The organism is Salinivibrio sp. VGrn1 (assembly GCF_009377995.1).
Classification (GTDB): Bacteria; Pseudomonadota; Gammaproteobacteria; order Enterobacterales; family Vibrionaceae; genus Salinivibrio; species Salinivibrio siamensis.
Window position 1 is genome coordinate 172,621 of record NZ_SATA01000001.1, and the last position, 24,907, is coordinate 197,527.

Annotated in this window: 23 protein-coding genes and 1 riboswitch; of the genes, 6 read left to right on the forward strand and 17 right to left on the reverse strand. The window is 50.0% G+C overall.

Going from position 1 to position 24,907, the window contains the following annotated elements:
- Position 1 precedes the first annotated feature (1 nt).
- The 10 genes from EHW56_RS00795 to EHW56_RS00840 all read right to left on the reverse strand — a co-directional run bounded on the left by EHW56_RS00795 (position 2) and on the right by EHW56_RS00840 (position 11,529).
- The gene (locus EHW56_RS00795) at positions 2–628 is read right to left on the reverse strand and encodes a CDP-alcohol phosphatidyltransferase family protein (RefSeq protein WP_152795269.1); all 627 of its coding nucleotides are present in this window, start codon (positions 626–628) and stop codon (positions 2–4) included.
- Positions 621–1,292, reverse strand: coding sequence for an ATP-binding cassette domain-containing protein (locus EHW56_RS00800; RefSeq protein WP_152795266.1), 672 nt, complete (start codon positions 1,290–1,292; stop codon positions 621–623). The genes EHW56_RS00795 and EHW56_RS00800 overlap by 8 nt, the downstream gene beginning before the upstream one ends.
- Complete coding sequence (locus tag EHW56_RS00805; protein WP_227486465.1) at positions 1,252–2,961, reverse strand: ABC transporter permease; 1,710 nt, start codon at positions 2,959–2,961, stop codon at positions 1,252–1,254. The genes EHW56_RS00800 and EHW56_RS00805 overlap by 41 nt, the downstream gene beginning before the upstream one ends.
- A gap of 12 nt (positions 2,962–2,973) precedes the next feature.
- Positions 2,974–4,128, reverse strand: coding sequence for an ABC transporter substrate-binding protein (locus EHW56_RS00810; protein ID WP_152795264.1), 1,155 nt, complete (start codon positions 4,126–4,128; stop codon positions 2,974–2,976).
- A 12-nt stretch (positions 4,129–4,140) separates the two neighbouring features.
- Positions 4,141–6,276: a dihydrolipoyl dehydrogenase gene (lpdA, locus tag EHW56_RS00815; RefSeq protein ID WP_152795262.1), complete on the reverse strand. Its 2,136-nt coding sequence runs from the start codon at positions 6,274–6,276 to the stop codon at positions 4,141–4,143.
- A 282-nt stretch (positions 6,277–6,558) separates the two neighbouring features.
- Positions 6,559–7,152 carry a TfoX/Sxy family DNA transformation protein gene (locus EHW56_RS00820; protein WP_152795261.1) on the reverse strand — a complete coding sequence of 198 codons (594 nt, stop codon included), beginning with the start codon at positions 7,150–7,152 and terminating at the stop codon, positions 6,559–6,561.
- Positions 7,153–7,298: 146 nt separating this feature from the next.
- Positions 7,299–7,401, reverse strand: a riboswitch (cyclic di-GMP riboswitch).
- A gap of 177 nt (positions 7,402–7,578) precedes the next feature.
- Positions 7,579–8,583: a substrate-binding domain-containing protein gene (locus EHW56_RS00825; protein WP_152795259.1), complete on the reverse strand. Its 1,005-nt coding sequence runs from the start codon at positions 8,581–8,583 to the stop codon at positions 7,579–7,581.
- 293 nt (positions 8,584–8,876) lie between these two features.
- Positions 8,877–9,653, reverse strand: coding sequence for a heme ABC transporter ATP-binding protein (locus EHW56_RS00830; RefSeq protein ID WP_152795257.1), 777 nt, complete (start codon positions 9,651–9,653; stop codon positions 8,877–8,879).
- The gene (locus EHW56_RS00835; RefSeq protein WP_077666310.1) at positions 9,653–10,687 is read right to left on the reverse strand and encodes an iron ABC transporter permease; all 1,035 of its coding nucleotides are present in this window, start codon (positions 10,685–10,687) and stop codon (positions 9,653–9,655) included. The genes EHW56_RS00830 and EHW56_RS00835 overlap by 1 nt, the downstream gene beginning before the upstream one ends.
- Positions 10,687–11,529, reverse strand: coding sequence for a hemin ABC transporter substrate-binding protein (locus EHW56_RS00840; protein WP_152798908.1), 843 nt, complete (start codon positions 11,527–11,529; stop codon positions 10,687–10,689). Before EHW56_RS00840 ends, EHW56_RS00835 begins: the two co-directional genes overlap by 1 nt.
- 200 nt (positions 11,530–11,729) lie before the next feature.
- Between EHW56_RS00840 and EHW56_RS00845 the strand changes: the two genes are divergently transcribed.
- From EHW56_RS00845 to EHW56_RS00865, 5 genes are all read left to right on the forward strand, one after another.
- Positions 11,730–13,766, forward strand: coding sequence for a TonB-dependent hemoglobin/transferrin/lactoferrin family receptor (locus tag EHW56_RS00845; protein ID WP_152795253.1), 2,037 nt, complete (start codon positions 11,730–11,732; stop codon positions 13,764–13,766).
- A gap of 76 nt (positions 13,767–13,842) precedes the next feature.
- Positions 13,843–14,376, forward strand: coding sequence for a heme utilization cystosolic carrier protein HutX (gene hutX / locus EHW56_RS00850; RefSeq protein ID WP_152795251.1), 534 nt, complete (start codon positions 13,843–13,845; stop codon positions 14,374–14,376).
- Between the two features lie 2 nt (positions 14,377–14,378).
- Positions 14,379–14,948 (forward strand): heme utilization protein HutZ, encoded by a 570-nt coding sequence (gene hutZ / locus EHW56_RS00855; RefSeq protein WP_046073302.1) that lies wholly within the window; start codon positions 14,379–14,381, stop codon positions 14,946–14,948.
- A 137-nt stretch (positions 14,949–15,085) separates the two neighbouring features.
- Positions 15,086–15,556, forward strand: coding sequence for a DUF2947 domain-containing protein (locus tag EHW56_RS00860; RefSeq protein WP_046073301.1), 471 nt, complete (start codon positions 15,086–15,088; stop codon positions 15,554–15,556).
- A gap of 145 nt (positions 15,557–15,701) precedes the next feature.
- A complete protein-coding gene (locus EHW56_RS00865; protein WP_046073300.1) occupies positions 15,702–16,145 on the forward strand; it encodes a hypothetical protein in 444 nt (147 codons plus the stop codon).
- A gap of 91 nt (positions 16,146–16,236) precedes the next feature.
- Here the strand turns inward: EHW56_RS00865 and panP are convergent, their stop codons facing one another.
- The 7 genes from panP to ugpB all read right to left on the reverse strand — a co-directional run bounded on the left by panP (position 16,237) and on the right by ugpB (position 23,876).
- On the reverse strand, positions 16,237–17,883 hold the full coding sequence (gene panP, locus EHW56_RS00870) for a pyridoxal-dependent aspartate 1-decarboxylase PanP (RefSeq protein WP_046073299.1): 1,647 nt from the start codon (positions 17,881–17,883) through the stop codon (positions 16,237–16,239).
- A 216-nt stretch (positions 17,884–18,099) separates the two neighbouring features.
- Entirely contained in the window at positions 18,100–18,621 is a 522-nt protein-coding gene (locus tag EHW56_RS00875) for a hypothetical protein (protein ID WP_046073298.1), read from the reverse strand.
- Positions 18,622–18,833: 212 nt separating this feature from the next.
- Positions 18,834–19,637 carry an HAD family hydrolase gene (locus EHW56_RS00880; RefSeq protein ID WP_152798911.1) on the reverse strand — a complete coding sequence of 268 codons (804 nt, stop codon included), beginning with the start codon at positions 19,635–19,637 and terminating at the stop codon, positions 18,834–18,836.
- Between the two features lie 21 nt (positions 19,638–19,658).
- Complete coding sequence (locus EHW56_RS00885; protein ID WP_152798914.1) at positions 19,659–20,762, reverse strand: sn-glycerol-3-phosphate import ATP-binding protein UgpC; 1,104 nt, start codon at positions 20,760–20,762, stop codon at positions 19,659–19,661.
- Complete coding sequence (gene ugpE, locus EHW56_RS00890) at positions 20,763–21,611, reverse strand: sn-glycerol-3-phosphate ABC transporter permease UgpE (RefSeq protein ID WP_046073296.1); 849 nt, start codon at positions 21,609–21,611, stop codon at positions 20,763–20,765.
- Complete coding sequence (ugpA, locus tag EHW56_RS00895; RefSeq protein ID WP_046073295.1) at positions 21,611–22,492, reverse strand: sn-glycerol-3-phosphate ABC transporter permease UgpA; 882 nt, start codon at positions 22,490–22,492, stop codon at positions 21,611–21,613. The genes ugpE and ugpA overlap by 1 nt, the downstream gene beginning before the upstream one ends.
- A gap of 79 nt (positions 22,493–22,571) precedes the next feature.
- A complete protein-coding gene (gene ugpB, locus EHW56_RS00900; RefSeq protein WP_152795241.1) occupies positions 22,572–23,876 on the reverse strand; it encodes a sn-glycerol-3-phosphate ABC transporter substrate-binding protein UgpB in 1,305 nt (434 codons plus the stop codon).
- Between the two features lie 279 nt (positions 23,877–24,155).
- Between ugpB and EHW56_RS00905 the strand changes: the two genes are divergently transcribed.
- Positions 24,156–24,890 (forward strand): glycerophosphodiester phosphodiesterase family protein, encoded by a 735-nt coding sequence (locus EHW56_RS00905; protein WP_152795239.1) that lies wholly within the window; start codon positions 24,156–24,158, stop codon positions 24,888–24,890.
- The last annotated feature ends 17 nt before the right edge of the window (positions 24,891–24,907 follow it).

Sequence of the window (24,907 nt, forward strand, 5' to 3'; positions counted from 1 at the left end):
GCTAGGAGGAGGGCGTATCGAGCGTACGCAACGTTTGGTACCCCGCCCAGACTCGTGTTGCTGCCGTAATTAAACAGGCTGCGCCAAAGATGCCGGCAATCCACGCCATGTATGTTGGGAAAAGGCACATTAACACAAAACTCGCGATGGTCTCCGTTCCTTCGGTGATCCCGCCGATGTAATACATCGACTTATTGGCGTAAACCGGGTTATCAATCTGGTGTTTGCCGGCCATAATTGCAAACGCTAAAAAACTTGCGCCAGTCCCCATAAAGCAAAACAGCAAAAAACTGGCGGCGATGGCGTTATTGGCCGGATCGGCTAGCGCAAAGCCAAAAGGAATGGCCGCGTAGAAGATAAAATCGAGGGTAATATCTAAAAAGCCCCCCGCGTCCGTGAGCCCTTGCTCGCGGGCGAGCGCACCATCAAGGCCATCAAAAAGTCGGTTGATGATAATAAACACAAGCGCCAGCCAATACATTTGTAGCGCGAGAGCGGGCACGGCCAGCAAGCCAATCAAAAAGCCTGAGAGCGTGACGGTATCGGGTTTTACCCTCCATTTTGTGAGCTGCACCGCTGCCTGCTTCAATGGCCAGCGGATTATCGCGATGGCGTAACGATCAAGCATTCTGCATCTCCTCGTGCGGTGCGGGGTCAGTCGGGCGAGCCGGCCAATTTAAACAGCGGCTCTGATCCGCAATATCCTCGGCATCATGCGTCACAATCAACGCAGGAATGTTGCGCTGCGCGATTTGCTCAAACACAAAGGCCCGAAAATCCCGTCGCAGCGGCTTATCCAGCTTACTAAAGGGTTCATCAAGCAAGATGGTATCGGGCGCGGCGAGTAATGCACGCAACACACTGATTCGCGCACGCTGTCCGCCCGAAAGCTGGCTGGGGGCATAATCCGCAAACTCCGCTAAATTGACAGACCCTAATGTTGCGATGGCCTGATCACGTTTTTGCGCTTTGCTCATCGATGAAGGCAGGGCAAAGGCTAAGTTTTGCCAGACGTTGAGATGCGGAAAGAGCAAATCATCTTGAAACAGAATCCCAATACGGCGCTGTTCCGGCGGTAAGTGATCAAAGGGCTTACCATTTAACGTCAGCTGACCGCTGTAATGCATGGGCGGTTGGATGTGCCCCGCCAATACACTCAGCAAACTCGATTTTCCGCAGCCACTGGGCCCCATCACGGTGAGTATTTCTCCCGGAGCGACCGAAAATGACAGCTCACGCACCAAACATTGATCAGGCGCGTTTATGGTGAGTTGGTTGACACACAGTGTCATGGTGTTGAGCTCCTGAATAAGTTGGTGTTGATTTAGGTAAAAGGCGACGTTCAGCGATGCGGCTCAGCACAGTGGCTAAGGCGAAAACGACAAGTGGAAGCATCGCTTGCATCAGCCCATACAGGCCACTGATACGGCGATCAAGGCCGCTCGATAAGCTAACCGCCTCTGTGGTCAGGGTATTAATGCGTCCCGCGCCCAGCAATTGTGTGGGGAGGTATTGCGCTAAGCTAACGCTTGCCCCGACCGCCCACGCCAAGATAATGGCGGGCAAAAGGAGTGGCACTTTCACCCGCCACCATGCAAGCGTGGCGCTAAGACCGAGGCTTCTGGCGGTTTGCATAAGACGCATATCAAATTGCTGCCACGGTCCATCGAGTGCGAGGTACACATAAGGAAACGCGAAAAAAATGTGAGCCCAAAGGGTTGCCGGCACGTGCCACTGGCCGGGAAGGCTATACACCGCCACCTGAATACCGAACAAGATAGAGAGTTGAGGAACCAATAACGGAATGGCGATGATCGCTCTCGGCACTGAGCGTTGCTGATTGACTGACCGCTCCAGACATCCGATGGCAAATAGCAAGGCGACACTGGCGCTGACCACCGCCAGAACAATACTGTTCCCCGCCAATGACCACACATAGCTAAGCTCTTGCTCCCAAAACCGTAAGCTATATCGGCTGGGTAGCCAATCGGGAAATGACCAGCGCAGCGCGAATGACCACATCAGCAACACAGGCATAATTGCAAGGGGAGTGATAAACACCGGCCACCAGAGTGATTTGCCGGGTAACCATGCGTGGCGGCGCCCCGTGTATTGCCAGCGATTGAGACATTGGCAACCAAGCCACGCCAAAAAGCGAAATAGCAATAAAGCCAAGCCACACAGAGCAAACAACAGCAAGGCACCGGCTGAGGCTCTAGGCAATAGCGCTAAATCAGGGTCATTAAACCACTGCCATACCAATACCGCATAGGTGGGCGGCGTATTCGGCCCAAGGATCATCGCCACATCAACCACTGAAAGGCTATAGGCGATGACGGCAAAAATCGGGAAACGCATTTTGGCCAGCCAAAGCGGAAGAATGACTTTTAACCAAGTTGCGGTGCGGTTATACCCGAGGCTGGTTGATACCATCGTCAGTCTAGACACATCAATTTGACGCAGCACCGATAGACTCATCAATAGTAAAAACGGGGTTTCTTTTAGCGTCAGCGCCAAGGTGAGCCCAATAACATAAGGGTCTTGTACCAGCGCCCAAGTCACGGGTTGATCGCCGAGAAGGGGACTTAACAGGCGAAACAGCCAACCCGACGGGGATAGCAGCAAAACCAGACCAATCGCAAACGCGACGTGTGGTAATGCCAATAGCGCAGGCAAGCGTGCACTGATCTTTTGCCAAATAGGCGTGTGCCAAGTAGCCTGTAAAATCATAAAGCTAAGTGCCACCGCGAGCAGGCTACTGCCTAACCCCGAGATGAGCGTTAGCTGAATAGATTGTGATAGCCCCGGCCATGCCATGACAGCTTGCCAGCCGCTAAAGTTAGCCTCCGTCAGCCCTAGTGTGGGTAAGAATGCAAAGGCGGTCGCGAATAAGCCGCCCACCCCTGGCAACAAGGGTAGGCAGCACACCGTTAGGGTAATGGCAAACAGCAAACGTGCCATATCAACCTCTTTCTATTGGCCGTAGCGTTTCAGCCAAGCGCGCTCAAGCGCGGTTTGCCAGCTTGGGTGTGGCTCGGGTTGGGTGTTAAAGCGGCTGACTTCGGCGGTGTCAGGCAGCTTCACCACGGGTGGATCGCCCCATACTTGGGTATCGGCTTTGCGCAGCTGTGCCTTTTCGCTCATTAAGAAGTTGATGGCGACCATGGCGCCGGCTTTGGCATTAGCGTTGTATGGAATCGCCATAAAGTGAATGTTAGACAGGGCGCCTTGGTCAAAGGCAAACGCACGCGCTGATGGGGCAAGTTTTCCAGAGGCCACCGCCGCTTTTGCTGCATTGGGGTTAAACGCTATCGCGACGAGAAGCTCACCATCGTCCAACAATTGGATAGTTTCAGCACTACCCGATGGGAACTGCGCGCCTTCGCGCCAAGCGACTTGATGCAGTTGGTCGAGATAGCGCCACAATGGTGCGGTCACGGCGTCAAAATCCACCTCATCAACCGGCAAGTAAAGCGCCTCGCGGCTGTCCGTGAGCTCGAGTAACGCCGCTTTCAGAAAACTGGTGCCGTGGAACTCAGGGGGTTTGGGATAGCTGATACGGCCAGGGAATGCTTTAGCTAGATCTAGCAGCTCGGCAAATGATCGAGGCGGATTAGCCAAGGTTTTCTGATCATGGATAAACACCAGCTGTCCCACCCCCCAGGGTGCTTCGAGGCCGTCTGTAGGCTCAGTGAAGTCTTCTTCAACCGGTAAGCTTTTATCGACAATTTCCCAATTGGGAAGCGTGCTGACAAAAGGGCCGTACAGCAAATCATTTTCCTTCATCGATTTGAAGTTTTCGCCGTTAATCCAAACCATATCGACACTGCCGCCGCTATCCTTACCGGCGGTCTTTTCGGCAAGCAGGCGATTGACGGTTTCAGCGATATCCGCCACTTTGACATGTTTAAGTGTGACACCGTAATCGCGTTGTAACTCGCGGCTTGCCCAGCGCAGGTAAGCATTGATCTCTTGATTGCCGCCCCATGCGTTAAAGTAAACAGTTTGACCTTTGGCTTGTTGCTCAATTCTTTCCCAACTGTTGTTTTCCGCGCTTGCAGAGGCAGTAAAACTGGCAGTACTCGCAATTGCCAATGTTAACGCCGCTATCCAGTGTTTCATTGTCATCTTCCTTTTCAATTAGTGACGCATCCAACGATGATATTTTTCGACCCAGTTAAGCAGCTTCTCGGGTGCATGGGCTTGTTTCCACATCCCAGCGGTATACTTCACCGCTTCACTCATGGTCGGATACGGATGGACGGTGCCCAAAATTTTATTTAGTCCTAACCCATGCCGCATGGCGAGAGTAAATTCTGCGAGCAAGTCGCCCGCATGCTCGCCAACAATAGTCACACCCAGAATGGTATCTTTTCCTTTCGGTGTCAGCACCTTAATAAAACCGTGATCATTGCCATCAGCAATCGCGCGATCCAGATCATCAATGCCGTAATAGGTCACTTCCACTTCTTGCTGATTGGCTTTGGCTTCTTTTTCATTGATACCTACGCGCGCGACTTCTGGCGAGGTGTAAGTCGCCGCCGGCATCACTGAATAATCGGCTCGGAAGCGTTTGAATTGACCGAATAGTGCATTCACGGCGGCATACCACGCTTGGTGGGCACTGGCGTGGGTGAGCTGAAACGGCCCCGCTACGTCACCCACCGCATAAATATTGGGATAGGCGGTTTGCAGATACTCGTTGACTTGAATTGTGCCACGATCGGTTACGGGAATATCGAGCTTTTCGAGACCAAAGCCTTTGGTGTTGGCACTGCGCCCTAACGCGACCAGCACCGCATCAAATGCGACGGTTTTCTCACCGTCAGGGCCATCGAGTAAGGCGATTTGCTCATTATCACTGTGTTCAAATGCTTTGACTTTGTGCTGTGTTAAAACCGTGACACCGTCATGCTCTAACGCCTGCTCAACCAGTTTGGCGGCATCTTTATCCTCACGGCTGAGAAGTTGGTCAGCCATTTCTGCGAGCGTCACTTGGCTGCCTAAGCACGAAAAACTTTGCGCCAATTCCGCGCCAATGGGACCACCGCCTAAAACCAACAACCGTGATGGCAGCTCAGTCAGAGACCAAATCGTATCTGAGGTGTAATGCGTGACCTCTGCCAAACCAGGAATGGGGGGTAGCATGGGGCGTGCGCCTGTGGCAATCACGATGTTGCGAGTGGTCAGTCGCTCGCCGTTCACCTCAACTTCCCATGGCGAAACGATGTGCGCTTCGCCTTGCACACACTCCACGCCGAGTTTGGTGTAACGCTCGACCGAATCGTGAGGCTCAATGTGGGTAATCACTTGTTTAACCCGTGCCATCACGGCCGAAAAATCAACAGCTGGCGTTTGGGTATGAATGCCAAACGTTTTGGCCTTGCCAATTTCTCGCATGGTTTTTGCCGCGCGTATTAGCGCTTTTGAGGGAACACATCCGGTGTTTAGGCAGTCACCTCCCATCGAACCTTTTTCAACCAGTGTGACTTTTGCTTTTACCACTGCAGCGATATAACTCGATACCAAGCCGCCTGCACCGGCACCGATCACCACCATATTGCGGTCAAACTGTTGAGGTTTGTTCCAACCTTGATAGCGTTTACGACGCGTGATCCAAGCCATGACCCACTTTGCCAGTAGTGGGAAGACACCCAGTAATGCGAGTGAACCAAGCACTGAAGGTGACACTACATCGCCGAGTGCATCGATTTGGGCCAGTTGGGTCCCTGCATTCACGTATACGGCGGTACCCGGCAACATACCGAGCTGACTGACCCAATAGAAGTTGCGGGTTTTGAATGGGGTTAGCCCCATCACGAGGTTAATCAGAAAAAACGGGAAAATAGGGATCAGGCGGAGGGTCAACAAATAGAAGCTGCCGTCTTTCTCAATGCCACGATTAATGGTATCGAGCTTATTGCCAAATTTGGCTTGGACCCAGTCGCGTAACATAAAGCGACTCACCAAGAAGGCGAGGGTGGCGCCAATCGAGCTAGCAAATGAGACCAACACCAATGCCCACCAAAAGCCAAAGAGTGCCGCGCCCAATAGACTGGCTACCGCCGCTCCCGGCAACGACAGGGCGGTCATCACCACATAGCCGGCGAAAAACACCAAGCTCGCGGTGGTCGCGTTTTCGATAATGTAATCGTTCAATGCCGCTTGTTGCGCCTTGGCGTTTTCAAGTGTCAGCCACTGGCTGAGATCAAAACTAAACCAGAGGGTAATAAGTGCAGCAATCGCAAAGCCAAGTAAGATCTTTTTTATTGGCATACGGTATCTCGTCAGGTAGCAAATAGGGTCCAGTTATAACATTAGGTGCTGTAGATTAATTAACTGGCTGATTTTTCTGTTGCATTAAGAAACTGTGCTCTTAATCGTACCTAGAATCAGACCTGATCGATCGCAGGAGACTTTCACATGGAGTGTAAAAAAAGTGTGGTTGACGCTTTTTTGAGCGAAAAGAGAGAAGCGACACCGCCCTAAGGCGGTGTTGGACGCGAACATTGCTCACAGAAAAAGTAGAGTCAGAGTAGAGAGTGTTATTGTGAGGTGTTATTTCTCTAGATGTTGTAATAACTCTTGGCGGCGTTGGGGTGGGACAACTGACCAGTGTTTGCCAGTAATCGCGCCCTCTAGTGACCATAATAGCTCCAAGCTTAGGTCTTTATCATGCGCAGAGACGAGTGCTTTGTAGGCGTTGACTGCTCCCTGTTGATGAAGGGATTCAGGCGAGTCGATCCCTGCCTTTTTCAGCATTCTTTCGGTGGCGAGTCGAAGGTTTGGGAGATCTTTCAAGCGCGACGGACTGGTTTCGGTTTTTAGCGAACGATCGCGAATGGCAACATCGAGTGCACTTTTAGCTTCACTGATGAGTTTTTGTTGATTGTCCCACCAAGCATCAGGAATGGCAAAGTACTTGGTGACCACCGGGAAACCACGTTTCTTGTATACATAGGGAGCGAGGCCCTGTTGTTTGAGTAAAGCTTCGTTTTCTTTGCCGGCGCGTAGGTGAAGGGTGTTATTGACGACAAGGGCGAACATGGTGTCTTCACAAAATAAGCCAAATCCGCCGAACATGGATCGGGATTTGATATTGCCAAAATCGGCAAATAAACGCATCGCGTCTTTTAAAGCTGGTTTATCCATTAATAACAATCTCGATGAATGCAAATGCCTAAAAAATAGTACCGTAGTGTAACAAGGCAAACAGGCAGAATTATCAGCGAGTTATCAAAATCTCAACGATGATACATCGTAAGTTTTGACGCTATCTTCAGCTTTATAACAATGATGCTGGCAACCCCGCTACCGTAACTAACTGATTGAATTTTATCAGCGTCCATAGGCCGGTGGCTTTGCGTCCCATGCTTTCGCCATGGTTTGCCTTGTTCAAACAGGGATAAGCATATAATAATTAGACAGTGATGTCGCCCTCACCAACCACACAAAGTGTGATTTTGGTTCAAAAAGTTTGTAATTGACAAGTTAGAGTAAAGGTTCTTTTTGGCTCAAGAGAGGGGAAGAAGCCACCATGCCCAATGACATGGCAGCTTAAAAAGTTATTATAAAACACTAATTTATCGTTTTTACAGATTCCCGACTAATGAGCTCGAGATCCATTTCAAATACTTGCTGTTGCGTATCATTATCGTTAATGCGTGCAAGCAAGAGTTTAACAGCGGTTTTACCGAGTCGCCGCTTAGGTTGGTGGACGGTCGTCAGTGGTGGTGAGTAATACTCGGTCAGATCAATATTGTCATAACCAATCACAGAAATATCTTCAGGTACTTGCAACCCCGCTTGGTTAAAGGTGCTAATTGCGGCGAGCGCCATAATATCGTTGAAGCAAAACACGCCCGTGGGACGATGAGTCATATCAATGAACTGTTGCGCAGCGATTTTGGCCTGATCTGCCTCGAAATCAGCCTCTACGATCCAGTCAGGGTTCGCTGTTATATTGGCTTCATCCAGTGCACGGTAAAATCCTGCTAGTCGTTGTTTACAGGTATTTTTATCCATTTGACCGGAAATACAGCCTATTTGGGTATGGCCATTGTCAATAAAGTGTTTGGTTGCCAGGTATCCGCCTAACTCGGCATTGTCTTCGATGCGATCGGTGTTGATATGATGACTCCCCCAATCCATTACCACCATCGGGAGATCGCGTTTCTTCTCTAACAGCAGCATGAGATCTTCATTGAGATCCGAGCACACCACAATCAAACCATCGACACGTTTTTCTGACAACATGCGTAAATAGTCACGCTGTTTTTCTAGGTTACCCTCGGTATTACATAAGATCAGGGTATAACCTTGCTCATAGCAATAATCTTCTACACCGTGAACCAGTTCAGCGAAAAAAGGGTTGGTTGATTTGGTCACCAACATACCAAGCGTGCGCGTCGTGTTACACTTTAAACTACGCGCGACCGCACTTGGCGCATAATTAAGGTCTTCAACGGCTTGCCAAACCTTCTCGGTTGTTTTCTCTGCGACAAAGCGGGTCTTATTGATAACGTGTGAAACCGTGGTGGTTGAAACGCCTGCGAGACGCGCGACATCTTTAATCGTTGCCATCTTAATTCTTCTATATTGTGAAGCCTTGGGATCGTTACTCGCGACCTTACAGAAAAACGCCGCTGTAACGCAGCGGCGTTGTCTTTCACAATCCCGGCTCATCAGAGGGTTGCGAAGGTAACGAATCCGATTTCATCCATTCTCATAGTTAATCGGTTGCGGTCTCAGTTTACTTAGGTTGCTGCTCAGTCGCAATTGGTCTGATGAGCAAGCCATCACCAACAGGTGGTTTTGTGACCCAGCTATGCTCTTGCAGCGTGATCTCATTTTCTTCACAGTCGGCAAAATTGTCATTACGTCACTATCAGTGGGCAAGCATGCGTTGGGTGTGTCATTACTGTCAGTGGGTGTTGATAAATCTCAGTCATCTGGTGGTGCGTAAAGCATTGCCAAGGCGTTCCCGAGAGAACCATTTCGCCTTGTTTCATAAAATAAAGATAATCAGCGTAGCGACTGGCAAGGTTAAGGTCGTGCAGTACGATGATCACTGTCATTCCTTGATCAACCAGTGCTCTGCACCGCATTAGCGTTTGGTGCTGGTGACTAATATCAAGAGCAGACGTCGGCTCATCAAGCATCATCATGGCGCGAGTCGGTTCCGTGTGCGCCAATTGCATGGAAATACGCGCCATATGGACTCGCTGCTTTTCACCGCCTGACAGTGTGGGGTAGGGACGATGTGCAAGATGAGATACATGCCATTGATGTAGCTGCTCTTCGGCTAACGCTCGGATTTGTTTGCGGTTTGCTTTTAATGGTGTGCCGCCCATTTCGACGACGTCTTTAACCGTAAACGCAAAGGTTAACCCGCTGGTTTGCGGCAAAAAGGCAACCTGTCTCGCGAATGTATCACGAGGCCATGTCGCTCTTGACGCTGACCAAAACAATACGTCGCCTTGTTGGTGTTGCTCACTCATCAGCTGTTTGAGCAAGGTACTTTTACCCGCTCCGTTCGGACCGAGTAAGACATGTAACTGTCCACTTTGAAACGCGACATTGATGTCGCGAAGCAGTGGGCGTTGACCAAGGGTGTAATGAAGGTGTTGAACATGAAGCGCCGTACGAGACATTAGTGCACCATCGTTTGTCGTTGCTGAATAAGAAGCCAGATAAAAAAAGGTGCGCCCATCAAAGCGGTAATAATGCCTACGGGCAACTCCGCAGGTGCGACAATCACTCGAGCAATAATATCGGCAAGCGTGAGTAAAAGTGCCCCCAATACTGCAGATAAAGGGATGAGCATACGGTGGTCGGGCCCAACGATCAGGCGGCCAATATGCGGTACTACTAAGCCAATAAACCCAATCAATCCCGCAGCACTAACGGATACGCCCATCCCGGCAGCGGTTGCAATGATCAGCAAACGTTTTAGGCGGTGAATATCTATCCCTAAATACGCGGCTTCGTTTTCACCGAGCAATAAAGCATTCACCTGATGAGCACGACAACAAGCAAACACCGTGAGAGCGACAGCCGCCACCCCAGTTAAAACGATTTGCCCCCAACTGGCACCGGTCAGTGATCCCATAGACCACAATGCGATATCGCGTAGGGTTTGATTGTCTGCCACATAGTTGATCATTCCCAGCGCCGCGCCTGATAGCGCACTGATAGCAATACCGGCCAATAGCATGACGGTAACGGACGTGCCCATCGCGGTGGTGCCGATTCGGTATACAAATAACGTTGCGAAAAGTGCACCAAAAAAAGCAAATAGAGGCACTGATAAGTGAAACGCCATGTTTATACTGCCAAATGACAACAACAACAGCCCCAGTGCACCGCCTAGAGACGCCCCCCCTGAGACACCAATAATCCCAGGATCCGCGAGAGGATTACGAAATAGTCCTTGCATTAATGCACCGGAAACGGCGAGTAAAGCGCCCACAAATAAGCAAAGCAGCGTTCGGGGCAGTCTGACTTGCTGCACGATGGCTAATACATGAGGCTCAAGCTGGTCTTGCCAAGGCGTTAGACTTTGTAGACTGACGAGCCAACCTAACTGCCATTGACCGACTGCAATCGAGGTCACCGATACGGCAAGCAACAAAATGATCAGCGCGGGAAAGAGTCGCTGATAAGGATGCTGTATCTGTAATGGCATCACTGGCTAAGCTCTATTAACTGTGATTGCACACGAAGCGCCTCATCTAAGCTTTTCAGGCTCAAACCGCCAACCAACACACTGCCATCGATCGCGAGGATCTTGTTTTGCTGAAAAGCTTGGGTGTTTTCTAGCAAGGGGACGGCATTGGCAAGTCCTGTCAAGCCACCCAATTGGTCCAAAGAACGTTGCATCACCAAAATAAAATCGGGATTAAAACCGAGCAGCGCCTCGGGTGAGAGGGGTTTATAGCTGGTAACCGTATTGGCAGCCGGATTCGTCGCGCCGATAAGCTCAATGAGCGTATTGGGTGTCGTGCTCGTGCCGGCAATACTCGCGGGACGACCTTGGTGAACAAGTAAGAAAACCCCTTGCTGTGTCGACGCTGGGGCGCGACGTTTCAGTTGCGTGAGTTTTCCATCGACCGCACGAAGCAGAGGCGCCGCTTTACTTTGCTTGTCTGTGAGGTTGGCAACTTGGGTTATGCGCTGTTTCAGTGCCGCCACCGTCGGTGCACTGGGTAGCGCAACCACCTTAACCCCGGCATTGTTGAGCTTTGTTAATACAGGTTTGGGGCCCATTTCCTCAGAGCCTAACAAAAGCGTGGGTGACAAGGAGAGTACCCCCTCCACTGATAGCTGACGGTGATAACCGATATTGGGGACATCTTTATTATTAAGCTGGCTCGTGGCGTCAATCCCCACAATTTGTGTTTCTGCCCCCAGATCAATCAGTAGGTCAGTAACACTTGCCCCCGCACTCACTATGCGTGGCGATGCGTGAATTGAAAATGAAACGAGTGTCATCATGAGGGCAATCAGTCGAACAGCAGCGGTTGCCATGCTTTATCCTTATTTTTCAGTGTCAGTAGTGTCGAGTGGTTTATATGTTGGTTAGGTCGCCACACCGTGCGACATGAACTCAGACAATATATTACCCAATACAAACAAGATCAATTATCGTTTGCATTCCTGTTCTCGATCAATAGAATCACTTTCAAATGATGATAAGTCGCATTTGCAGTAAGGCATAGAGAACCGTTATGAAAACCAGAAAGGATATTTGGACAGTAAAGCATAGCCACCGTGTCGCCTTGGCAGTCGGGGCCGTGCTGAGTACGATGACTGTTGCGCCTCAGGCCGTCGCTGAGAGCGCGAGTGCCGCCAGCCAGTCTAAAGAGGCTAGCTCTGTAGAGACGCTCTCTGTCTACGGAAGCCGTATGGACACGCAAAAAGCGAATGCTGGCGTGGCGGTGAGTACAGTGTCATTGGAAGAGATAGAGAAACGCCAGGGAAGTAATGTCACGGATTTGATTCGTCATTTACCCAATGTCTCCGTACTCGGAGGAGGGCGTGATGCCGCTCAGTCTGTTAGCATTCGAGGCCTTAGCAGTGACAACGGCCGCGTCATCCAGCTTGTTGATGGTGCCCGTCAGAATTTCTCGGTCGGCCATCGTTCCAGCCTATTCATCGATCCTGAATTGCTCAGTTCAGTCGAAGTGGTCCGTGGCCCTTCCAGTACGCTGTGGGGGTCTGGTGCATTAGGCGGTGTATTCGCACAAAACACCAAATCAGCCAGTGACTTTCTCTCTGGCACAGAAACCTTGGGTGGCTATGTCAAACAAGGCTTCCACAGCAACGACAACGCCTCACGTACAAGCGGTGCGGTGTTTGGTCGCACGGAGACGGTTGATTGGCTAGTACAAAGCTACTATCACGATAGCGACGATAGCCAATTAGGCAATGGCAAGACCTTGTCGTATTCTGCGGATCGAGAAAAAGGCGGGTTTGCTAAACTGGTGTTTACGCCTTCTTTGGATCACCAGTGGTCATTCATCGCGCGTCAAGGTAAACGTGACGCCATGGTTCCCTCTAATCCGACGACAACCTCGTCGCCCCTCGTATATCGCCAAGTCGACGACCAAAGCCTGTCGCTCACGTACAACTATAACCCTAGCCAGTCATGGGTGGATTTAGACACTCGCTTGTATTGGAACGACACCGAGGTCAATGAGCATCGGGTTGATAAAGGTGAGTTTGATAATAATCAGATGCAAACGCTGGGTTTGTCTTTATCGAACCGCTCGACGCTTGAAGCACTCACATTAACCACCGGGCTGGATGCTTATCAAGACAACTTTGAGACAGTACGAGACGCGAGTGGCTCGATGTTTGGTCGCCCAGATGACCAAGACGCCGAAGCACAAAGTGTCGGCTTGTTTTCCCAAGTTGATGTGCCGCTGGGACAAGCATGGCAATGGCAAGCGGGTGTCCGTTTTGATGCTTATGATGCGAAAGATAAGCGACCCGAATCGACCATTGGTAACCATGATAATACGGCGTGGTCGCCTTCAACTGCATTGACTTGGAATGCGACTGAACAGTTAGCACTGACTGCCAGCTATCGCGAAGCATTTCGAGCCCCGAGTTTAGAAGAAATGTATGCCAGTGGTACTCACTACCCCGGAAATCAATTTGTGCCGAATCCCGACTTGAGACCGGAAGAAAGTGCTAACAAAGAGCTAAACATCACCTATACTTTTGCGCCAAGTACGTATGTAGATCAAGGTTATATTGATGCTCGAGTCTTTCGCAATGACGTCGATAATTTTATAAATCAATCGGTTAAAAGGACTAAGGGTACTACGGTGAAGGAGAACCTTCCCGAAGCTAAACTCGAAGGCATCGAGATTAGCTTGCATCACCAACTTGGTGGTTTTACCAATAATCTGAGCTACAGCCAAACCGAAGGCAAGAATAAGCATGATGGCAGCTATCTAGATAATATTCCCGCTCATAAATGGGTTGCGGAAACCGACTACGCGCTGGCGACGTTACCAGTGAGTGTTGGTGGTCGCGTCTCTCATTATGCCGATCAAGACGACACGAATAATGCCAACACCTACGACGGCTATACCCTGTGGGATCTGTATGCAAGTTATAGCCCGAATGGCGCCTGGGATGGGGTGAAGTTTGATCTCGCGATCGATAATTTAACCGATGAACAATACACCCAAGCGTGGGCGCAAACCGCGTCACCCGGGCGTGATATTAAGTTTAATGTTCGGTACCAGTTTTAACCCAAAGATAAAGGGCAGGTGAACGCCTGCCCACTCAGAGACGACACACCACAATAAGAATAGGCTGGAGTGATCAATGACAACCACTTTGAACGAGCAGGTAAACGCACTATTGGCAGATAATGCCTCTATATTGCCTGCTGATATAGCGAAAACCCTAGGCGTGAGTGAAGGCGAGGCAGTACGTGCCATGCCGGCTGAGTATCAAACGTGGGTGGACGGGCAGCATGCTGAAACCGTGCTCATGAAAGTGGCCGAATGGGGTGGCCCAGTCACAGCGATTGTGCATTCCGGTGGCTCAATTTTTGAAGTAAAAGCCCCGTTTCCCAAAGGAAAGATCGCTTATGGCTACTACAACTTAATGGGAAAGCCGGGTGAAATGCATGGCCACCTAAAATTAGAGCGCATGAGCGGCATTGCCTTCGTCAGCAAGCCTTTTCGCGGTAAAACAACCCACTATATCGGCTTTTTCACCGAACAGGGGGATTCAATCTTTAAGATTTACGTGGGAAGAGACGACAAACGTCAGCTTCTTGAACACCAGGTTGAAGCCTTTAATCAACTAAAAACGCAGTTAGCGACCTCAACACCAACAGACCCGGAGCAATAATCATGGATCAAGCGACAAAACAACAACGCCTACAAAACCGCCTTGGCCCAGAAATCGAAGCCTTTCGTGCTAACTGTCGGACTTTGCAGCTAGCAACCGTCGATGCCCAGGGAAAACCCAACGTGAGTTATGCGCCATTTGCACAGTTGGAAGACGGTTTTTATATTTTAATCAGTGAAATTGCTCGTCATGCTCGGAACCTACAACAAAACCCCCAGGTTTCGCTGATGATGATCGAAGACGAAAGCGGGGCAAAACAGATTTATGCGCGCCAGCGCCTTAGTTTTGATGCCAATGCTGAATTAGTGATGCGTGATACCACTGAGTGGCAAACGGGGATTTCGGCGCTGACCCACCGCTTTGGCGATATTATCGACAGCTTAAGCGGGTTAGCTGACTTCCATTTATTCCGTCTAAAGCCGGAAAATGGTCTGTATGTCAAAGGGTTTGGTCAGGCCTTTCAGGTTGGCAGTGATGATTTTGTCGATATGGTACACCTTGACCAAGGTCATCGAAAACTTGGCGACAGCCAAGATGTTCAATCGACCGATGAGATAGCGGTTAACGACTAACCGAGTTTGCTTTCCTCAAACGGCGATGTGTGAAGCATCGCCACTCTTGTGTCGCTTCAGTCCGGGTTTACTTAGTAACAACCCAGTGATGATTATGATAAAGTTGTCGGCATCATAGAGCGTATAACCTGATTAGCATGAATTATCTCCCGTTGTCTGAATATAAAAGAAAGTGGATCTTCACCCACCAGTCTTTGCCTATTCCCGAACAGGATCTCGCTGATATTAAACCCATGGCTGAGGCACGCGCGGCGCAGTTATGGCAAGAATTTATCAGTAAAGACAGCCCAACACCGGATCATTTTGGCAAGCAAGATTGGCCGACGCATCAAAGCGTTTGGACCCAGCGACTGGTTTGGCAACAAGCCTGGGACGACGATGATGATCTTCCCGTAGAGTTTCTCGCTAACTTTCCTTGGGAAGACAATATTACGGTCTATTTTTGCTACGACAAACATAATATTGTCGAAACCCAATGGGGCGTGTTTAAACGGTATTGGAAAAACTTTCTATTCTACGATGATAAGCCTATTTTGCTTGGGCGTCGTCGTAAGGAAGTCGCTATGTTTGAGCAATCAGGCGAAGTGGTGATTGGCAAACGTGACTGACCTCAAGTTATCAGCGGTAGTGCCGTTACCAATGGTAGCCATGCGCTAATGTGACAGCCGGGCGTGGTGACGGTGCGATGCGTCTTGATAAGTGACCAGCCATAGAGAGACGCGTTGTATTCGGTGCACAGTGTAGGAAGAAGTGATGATTAAGATAATGGCCGCAGTGTGCTTGTCGATGTTATTGGTCGGATGCTCACTGCCAAAAATGTCGGACTTATGGCGCAATTACAGCACCATTGGTCTCAATGAAGCACTGCGTGGCGCGCAACAAGATCTTGTCCATTGCCGCTATGACAAAACACTTGATACGGCTCAGCGCTACACCGTGATTGGTACGGCGCGAGAGAAGACACGTGCGTTTGAGCTAATGGGCATTGTCTACAGCGAACAAGAGAACAGTGCAGAGTTTGATCACACGCTGCAGCGGTTTTTGTTTTCAGAACCGGGGCGAACGATGACGGCATCTCAGGTACAGATGCAGTGGCGTCAAGCCCAAATTGATATCGAACATCAACGCGAGGCAGTACTGAGCCAAACACATTGCTTGCAATCAACGACGTCACCAAAAGCAGGGCCGCTGAAGTAGCCCGTTTACTGCGCAGGTCATCATTTTTTAGCGCAATAGGGCAGCCACCACCGTAACGGGGCTGCCTTTTTATTGCTCGAACCGCACCGACTTAGGCTTTGAGAATACTGTCAGCCAGTGTCATCAGGCGTGGGTAGGCAAACTCACTTTCTTTGGCGATTTCACCCTGCTCCGCCAACACTTCTTGCAAAATATCAGCGGTGGTGAGGGGATTGGCCAGCACGACACGGAAAACCGTGGTGGTGCGACGTTGCCATTGCTCAGGCGTGAGACGTGTACGGGAGACAAAGGTTTTGCCCGATTCGCGCTGGCGCTTTTGAATGAACTTGGTTAGGTCGTTAAGCAAATCATGCATCAACTCAATTTGCTCTTCACTGGCCACAGCCAGCGCGGTTTGTACTTTTGCGGGCACAAAGCGATAGGTGAGTAGGCACAACTCGGGTTCCGATATCAGCTCAAAATCTGGATCTGTGGTTATCATGTCGGCAAACGTCGCCGCTTTATCAATACTTTGATCGATCAATAACTCATAACCGCGGCGAGAAATGATGTTCATACAAGCAAACACCAACATTGCCATACCACTGCGAGAGCCTTCGAGTGTGTGACTCCCCAGATCTTTTGCTCCTTTACGCAGGATGTACTCCGCATGATGTTCGATCGACGCCACGAGCGACGGATCTTTAAATAACACCATACCAGCCCCCATAGGGACATAAAGCTGTTTGTGCGCATCAATCGTGACAGAATCGGCACGTTCAATCCCAGCCAGTTTGTGGCGCTGATTATTTGACATCAAGGTCGCGCCGCCCCACGCGGCATCAACGTGGAAGTGAATACCCTCACGTTCCGCAATATCAGCCAGTGCATTGAGAGGATCAATGCTGCCTGTCTCTGTGGTGCCCGCCACCCCCACGATAGCTATCGGTTTAATATTGTCCCGGTTAAGTGTGGCAATGGTCTCTTCGAGTGCATCAATGCAAATACGATTTTGGCTATCTGCAGGCACCGAGATCAGTTGGTCGCGGCCAATGCCGAGTACATCAGCCGCCTTACCCAATGAATAGTGGCCTCGTTCTGACACCAAGATCGCGAGGTCGCGATAGCCATAGTGACGCATCGCGCCAAACAAGCCAGCCTTGTTGATGCCAGGAAACTCTCCGTCAGGTTTGAGCACGTTATTTCGCGCGACCCACAACGCGGTGATATTCGCCACCGTTCCACCTGAGCAGAAGGCCCCTAATGAATGGTTCGCGCTGTGCATCCAACTTTGATAGAAGGCGTCGTCTTGCTGATAAATCAGGTTGTGCAACATGCCAAGCACTTGCCGCTCAAGCGGTGTAAATGCCTTAGATGTTTCAATTTTGACCGTATTTTGGTTGAGGCCAATCATGATTTTAGAGAGCGGCATCAAAAAATAAGGCAGTGCAGAGGTCATGTGGCCGATAAATCGCGGTGAAGCGGTATGTACCGATTGAGCGACGAGCTTATCGAGCAGAAACTGCGTGTGATCAGAGACAAAAGTGGGGTCTTCAGGGATGGCCGGATCGCTAAAATCGCGCTCAATATCAGCGAGCGACCGTTCGGTGGCCGTAATATGGTTTTGTAAAAACCGGTTTAGATTCTGAGAGATCGCTTGCTCAATTTGACTGAGCGTTGAATCTGGGGCTTCGGGGACAGTGAAAATCCGGTGCAAGGTTTCCGGTGTGGCGTCCGCGGCTTTATTTTGTGTTGCCATGACGTTCTTCTTATATCTGCTTGGCTGTCCAAATAGTGACTCTCTCATGCGCATTGAGAGTAGGGTCACGATCACTGACTGAAATTAGGCCTCAACATAGCAAAAAAAAGCGAGAGCATCAGGCTTTTTTTACTGATAGATGACAGCTGAAACAGCACACGCGAAAGAGAGTCGATAAAAGAGCCAGCGGTTGCCGGCTCTCAAACAGCGGCCTGTTTACTGACACTGACGTTGGTTAATGCTGTTCATTTGGTCATTGTACTGGTTAAGTGCCTTATCAATCTCTTTTGGATGACTTAGCAGATCGGCAAGTGCACTGCGAAGGGCGTAGTTCCCGTCCATGGCTTCGCCTTGGCGGAAGTTAAACACTTTTTCGGCCAGCGCAGAGGGGGGCAACGAGCTTTGTGCGAGTGTTTTTACGTCTTCTTGGCCTAGTTTTAACCAAGATTCCACAGGCGCTTCCAAATTGAGCTTGGCGCTGTCATTTTCTAAATAATAATCAAACGCTTTTGCATTGAGGTTAAAGTGATTTTTACGGCCTTGCAAAAACCACTGTGCAACCTCATCGAGCGATGCGTCTTTTTTCACCGTCATATCGACCAACGCTTGGTACCAATTGATCGATGCATCTACATAATCATGATACTTGGCCGAATAGCAGTCTGCATTTTTGACAGGCGCAGCGTTTGACATTATCGGCAATAGTGCCGCGACCAGTGCAAGGGCATAGCGTTTCATAACATTATCCTAATCGTTATCGTGTTTGTGCTTTATGATTATACGCACCAACCATGTGCGGGGCGCAAACGTTGAGGTTTGGGCATCTTTGTGAATAATAAAACGCGGATATTGTAGAACGAGCCAGCGACAAAGTTAAATAACACATTGATATAAAAAGCCCTGTAGCAGAAAAGCTGTGACGCCACACTCAGTTAGCGCGTTGACATAGCTTATGGGTTCGACAGTACCGACAGCCAGTGGTGGGTAAATTCGGCAAAACCAAACCCTCCCGGCGCATCCGTGATCCAAGTTGGTACGGTGGCCAATGTTGGAAGGTGAGAGGAGATATTCGCGACGCCGACGCTCAGAGGAAAGTGGGCAAACATTTCGCTGTCGTTCGGTGAATCGCCAATAAACGCTGCGCGTTGCTGAGTTTGCTTTCCTGTGACACTGTAACGATCTAACCATTCTTGCGCCGCGTGTCTTTTACTGTGGTTACCTAACCAGGCGTTAATATGAATCGAACTGGCCGTTGCATTGACGCCCTGCCCATGAAGCTCGTCGAGTAATGCATTGATCTCGTCTGCGGATGCGCGTGGCGTATGCTGGCCAATATCAATCGCCACTTCACAGAGACGATAAGACTGATCGGCAGCAAGTGCGCGAGCTGGATAGCGCTGAAGTAAGCGGTTTACCCAGTCAAGTAGCGCAGCTTGCTGTTGATGGGCGGCGTGATTGATTTTCGTGAAGCGCTGACCGTTTTCTTGCCATAGGATCACGCCACCGTTTTCGCTTATCACCGTATCGACAGGCCAGGCGTTAATCATATGATCGCCCCAGCCAGCGCAAGCGCCAGTAACAGGGACAACGTGAATGCCAGCTTCACGGAGATCGGCCATTGCCTTCAGTGTTTGCCAAGGGAGCTCACCTTTCCATGTCAAGGTGTCATCTACGTCGGTAAACAGCCATTGCACGTTACGCCAGCGTATGGCGTGGTCATGCATTGACGATATGGGCAAACACTGATTCGGCATAGGTATTGCGATCCTCACTAATTAAATAGCTGCCACATGGCGATGATTAACCTGACGCAGAGTGAGCGCCAGCCGTTTTCCCTGCTCATGGTCAAACACGTGGAGGTTCTCAGGGGCAATCGCCAAGGGTAGGTTATCTCCTTCTACGACCTTACTGTGCCCCTCTAAACGCAGTGTGATGAAGCTGTCAGTATCGCTTATATGGCCATAGACCAGCAAATCAGCTCCCAAAGACTCGGTTAAGGTAACTGACAGTGTGAAACAGGCCTGATCGGCCGGTACCACTTTTAAGTGCTCGGGACGTAATCCGACGGACACGGATTGTGTGTCAATGCCCTGACACTCAGCCAATACGTGTTGATCTATCGAGAGGACGTCATTGTCGATACGACCTTCAACGATATTCATCGCTGGTGAGCCGATAAAAGTGGCCACAAACAAGCTAGCCGGGGCATCGTAGACGTCTAAAGGCGTACCAATTTGTTCAACGTTGCCACCATTTAATACCACGAGGCGATCCGCGAGGGTCATTGCTTCAACTTGGTCGTGGGTGACATACACAGCAGTGGTATTCAGCTTTCTCTGCAAACTTTTGATTTCCAAGCGCATTTGCACACGCAGTTTGGCATCAAGGTTGGATAACGGCTCATCGAAGAGAAACACCTTGGGACGACGCACAATGGCTCGCCCCATGGCTACGCGTTGTCGCTGTCCGCCGGACAATTGATTGGGCCGCCTGTCGAGTAGATGCTCTAGCTCGAGCATGGTCGCGACCTCGGTGACAAGCTGTTGAATGGTCGCTTTTGGTGTCCCGCGATTTTTAAGGCCATAGGCCATGTTGTCGAATACACTCATGTGTGGGTAAAGCGCATAGTTTTGGAATACCATGGCAATATCGCGCTCGCCAGGTTCAAGATCATTCACTTTTTTATCGTCAATGACTAATTGTCCGCTGGAAATCGCCTCTAGGCCGGCAATCATGCGCAGTAAGGTTGATTTGCCACAACCACTGGGGCCCACCAATACAATCATTTCGCCATCTTTCACTGATAAGTCGACGCCGTGAATGGCTTTGAACCCATTAGGGTAGGTCTTTGCCATCTGTTCTAGGGTTACCGTTGCCATTTACTTCTCCGTTTCCACTAAGCCTTTTACAAAGAGTTTTTGCATGCCGAGCACCACGATCACCGGGGGTAGCATCGCCATTAGAGTTGTTGCCATTACGCGGTTCCATTGCACCTCACCATCACCAACAGACAGCATGCGCTGAATACTCATCACAATGGTGTAGTACTCATCATCGGTGGTGATCAAAATCGGCCAAAGGTACTGGTTCCAACCATATATAAAGGTGATCACAAACAGTGCGGCGATATTGGTGCGCGAAAGAGGCAGCAGAATGTCTTTGAAAAACTTGAACGGGCCCGCGCCATCAATTCGCGCGGCTTCAAGCATTTCACCTGGGACCGTCATAAAAAACTGACGGAATAGAAAGGTCGCGGTAGCGCTGGCGATGAGTGGAATGGTCAATCCCGACATCGAGTTGAGCATGTTCAGGTCGGCAATGACCTGGAATGTTGGCATGATGCGCACCTCCACCGGTAGCATTAGGGTCATGAAAATCACCCAAAATGCCAACATTCGACCGGGAAAGCGAAAATACACCACGGCATAGGCTGAAAGAATGGAAATCGCGAGCTTGCCAATGGCGATGCCCATTGCCATTAAAAATGAATTCCACAGCATGCCGGCCACGGAAATGTTTAACTCGCGTGATGTGCCTTCGGTTAATACCTCCTCGAACACAGATAATCCTTTGTCACCAAACCATAACGGCGTGACACCACTTACAAAGGCGCTGCTGTCATGGGTGGCGGCGGTCAACGCAAGCCACACAGGGAGCGCCACCGAGGCGACGCCTAAAATCAACACCAAATGCGAGAACACAGTAAGCCAAGGGCGACGTTCAACCATTAGTAAGCCACCTTCTTTTCAACATATTTAAACTGAATCACGGTTAATGCGCCCACGAGGATCATCAACACGACGGATTGCGCGGCGGACGATCCCATATTGAGGCCGACAAAACCGTCTGCATACACTTTATAAACCAGCGTTGTGGTGGATTGACCGGGTCCACCTTGCGTCATGGCATGAATCACCCCAAAGGTTTCGAAAAAGGCGTAGACCAAGTTCACAACCAACAGGAAAAAAGAGGTCGGAGAGAGCAGTGGAAAAATGATGGTCAAAAAGCGTTTTACTGGGCCTGCGCCGTCAATAGCTGCCGCTTCAACCAATGAACGTGGGATAGATTGCAGCCCAGCGAGGAAGAACAGAAAGTTGTAGCTAATCTGCTTCCATGTAGCGGCAATGATCACCATGGTCATGGCATCGCCAGAATGGATAAACGGATTCCAGTCTAAACCAATGGCTTTTAGCGCGTGGGCCAATACACCGACAGTGGGATTGAACATGAATAACCACAACACCCCTGCCACAGCGGGAGCGACCGCGTAGGGCCACACCAAGAGTGTTTTATAGCCTGTCGCCCCTTTAATGACACGGTCAGCCATCACCGCGAGCACAAGCGCCGATAGAAGCGCGATGCCTGCAACAGAAAAACTAAAGAATAAGGTGGTCAAAAAAGAGCGATAATAGCTGGTGTCTCCCAATAACTCGGTGAAGTTTTCGCCACCGACAAACTCGGTACTAAGACCGAAAGGGTCTTCCAACAAGGTGGATTGCCATACAGCCTGCGCCGCTGGCCAGATAAAAAAGATAAAGGTGATCAGCAATTGAGGCGCGAGCAATAAAATGGGAAACGCACAATGATTAAATGTGGGTTTATTGGACATAGGCTTTCTCAAAAAGTGGAGCGGCAGTCTATACCGCTCCGTCATACAACATGGTTTTTACTGAATGGAACTAAACCGCTTATTGATTGGCTTTAGCAAACTTTGAAAGCAAGCCATTGGCACGCTCAACTGCTTCATCCAGCGCTTCTTGAGCCGATTGATCGCCGGACCATACGGTCTCAAGCTCTTCGTTAATCACATCACGGATTTGAACGAAATTACCTAAGCGGATCCCTTTAGAGGCAGGCGTTGGCTCGACCTCGGTCATTTGTTTAATCGCGACGTCTGTGCCTGGGTTTTGAGCATAAAAGCCTTGCTTCTTGCTTAGCTCATAGGCTTCGTGGGTAATGGGCAAGTAACCGGTGAACTGGTGCCAGTCCGCTTGGATTTCAGGTTGAGACAAGAAGGAGAAGAACTGGGCGACGCCCTTGTACTCTTCTGACTCGTGGCCTTGTAGAACCCAAAGCGTGGCCCCGCCGATGATGGTATTTCTTGGCTGCTCAACGGCTTTATCCCAGTAAGGCAGCTTGGCAACGCCAAACTCGAAATCTTTTACGCTTTCGCGCACACCGGCGTAAGACGCTGAAGAGTTCATGTACATGGCACATTCACCACTGTAAAACAGCGGCGCACTGTCAGAGCGGCGGCCTCCATATTCAAAAATGCCAGCCTGTTGCCAATCCGCCATTTTGGCAATGTGATCCACAAATGGAGACTGGTTAATTAGCATCTTGTTATCGACACTGCCAAAGCCATTGTCATTGGTGGCAATGGGCGCATTGTGGCGAGCACCGAGGTTTTCAATTTGTACCCAAGACTGCCAGCCAGTCGTGAAGCCGCACTGAGCGCCATTGGCAAGCAGTTTCTCAGACACTTGCTCAACTTCTTCCCAGGTTTTGGGAGGGTTAACGCCAGCTTTAGCAAACAGATCTTTGTTGTAATACAGCACGGGCGTTGAGCTATTAAATGGCATCGACAGCATATTCCCGTCTTCGTCTGAATAATAACCCGTCACAGAAGAGAGGTAGTCAGATTGGTCAAACGGGACATTCGCGTTTTCCATTAGCTCATAAACCGGGTATACCGCCCCTTTTGCTGACATCATTGTCGCGGTGCCTACTTCAAACACCTGGACGATATGAGGTTGCTTGTTGGCGCGGAATGCCGACACAGCGCCTGTCATGGTTTCGGTGTAGTTACCCTTGTAGACGGGTTTGACGGAATAGTCATCCTGACTGGCATTAAACTTCTCAGCAATTTCATTCACTTTTTCGCCAAGGTTTCCGCCCATTGCGTGCCACCATTCAATTTCGGTTGTCGCGTTGGCAGAAAAAGTGGCCAGCAACAGGGCCGAAGAAAGCGCGGTTAAGCGTTGGGTTTTCATGCGTCACTCCTTTTGAGGATGGGGTAATGTTCATTCGGCAACTTAATGAACAAAAATGAACATAATATGAACCCAAACGAAAAGGGAGATGACAATTGTATGACTTTTGACCGCGGTCGCATGGTATGTGAGGAAATTGTTAATTAGAGCGTGTTTTGATGATGAAAATCCTGCAAGCGCAAAGATTTACTCGTAAACACTCTGTCATATTTACACGAGACAATGCGGCTCGCGCTGTCCTACAATACCTAAATAACTGATTGAGATGAGACTGTTCAAATGAAAATCGCGCCACAGCAATTATGTGGGCATCGAGGTGTCGCTGCTCATGCTCCTGAGAACACGTTAACGTCTATTGCAAAGGTGCGAGAGATGGGGTTAAGTTGGGTCGAGGTCGATGTGCAACTGACCCAAGACGGTGTTCCCGTGGTGTTTCATGACCATAGCTTACAACGGTGCACCAATGGTGTAGGGGCGTTAAAAGACACCGCCTTGGCCGATTTACAGCAGCTCGATGCAGGCGGGCACTTTTCGCCAATGTTTGGCTATGAAAGGGTACCCACGCTCATGGCCGTTTTAGCCCAAGCGCACCGCGATGCGCTTTATATCAACCTTGAGATCAAAACTTACCCGGATAGCGATATACCTGCCTTGTGCCGCGCGATATTTGCTTGCTTGTCGGCAAGCCCTATCAGCACCGAGAAGGTATTAGTCTCATCTTTTTCTCTTGAGGCACTCGCGATTGTTCGTGATGAAATGCCTGAGTCAGCGCGGGCGATTTTATGGGAAACGATCCCTGATAATTGGCGTGAGTTCCGGGACTTAGCCACGTTTAGCATTCACTGCAACTATCGCCACCTCACCCAAGAGAAAGCCAAAGCCGTTAAAGATTCAGGTTTAGCGCTTAAGTGTTATACCCCTAATAAGCCTGTTGAGGTCGAAGCCTTGTGGGGTTGGGGCGTAGACATGATGATCACCGACGACCCAAGTAAATACTTAGCACACCCGTACTGACACGGAGTCAACCGAAT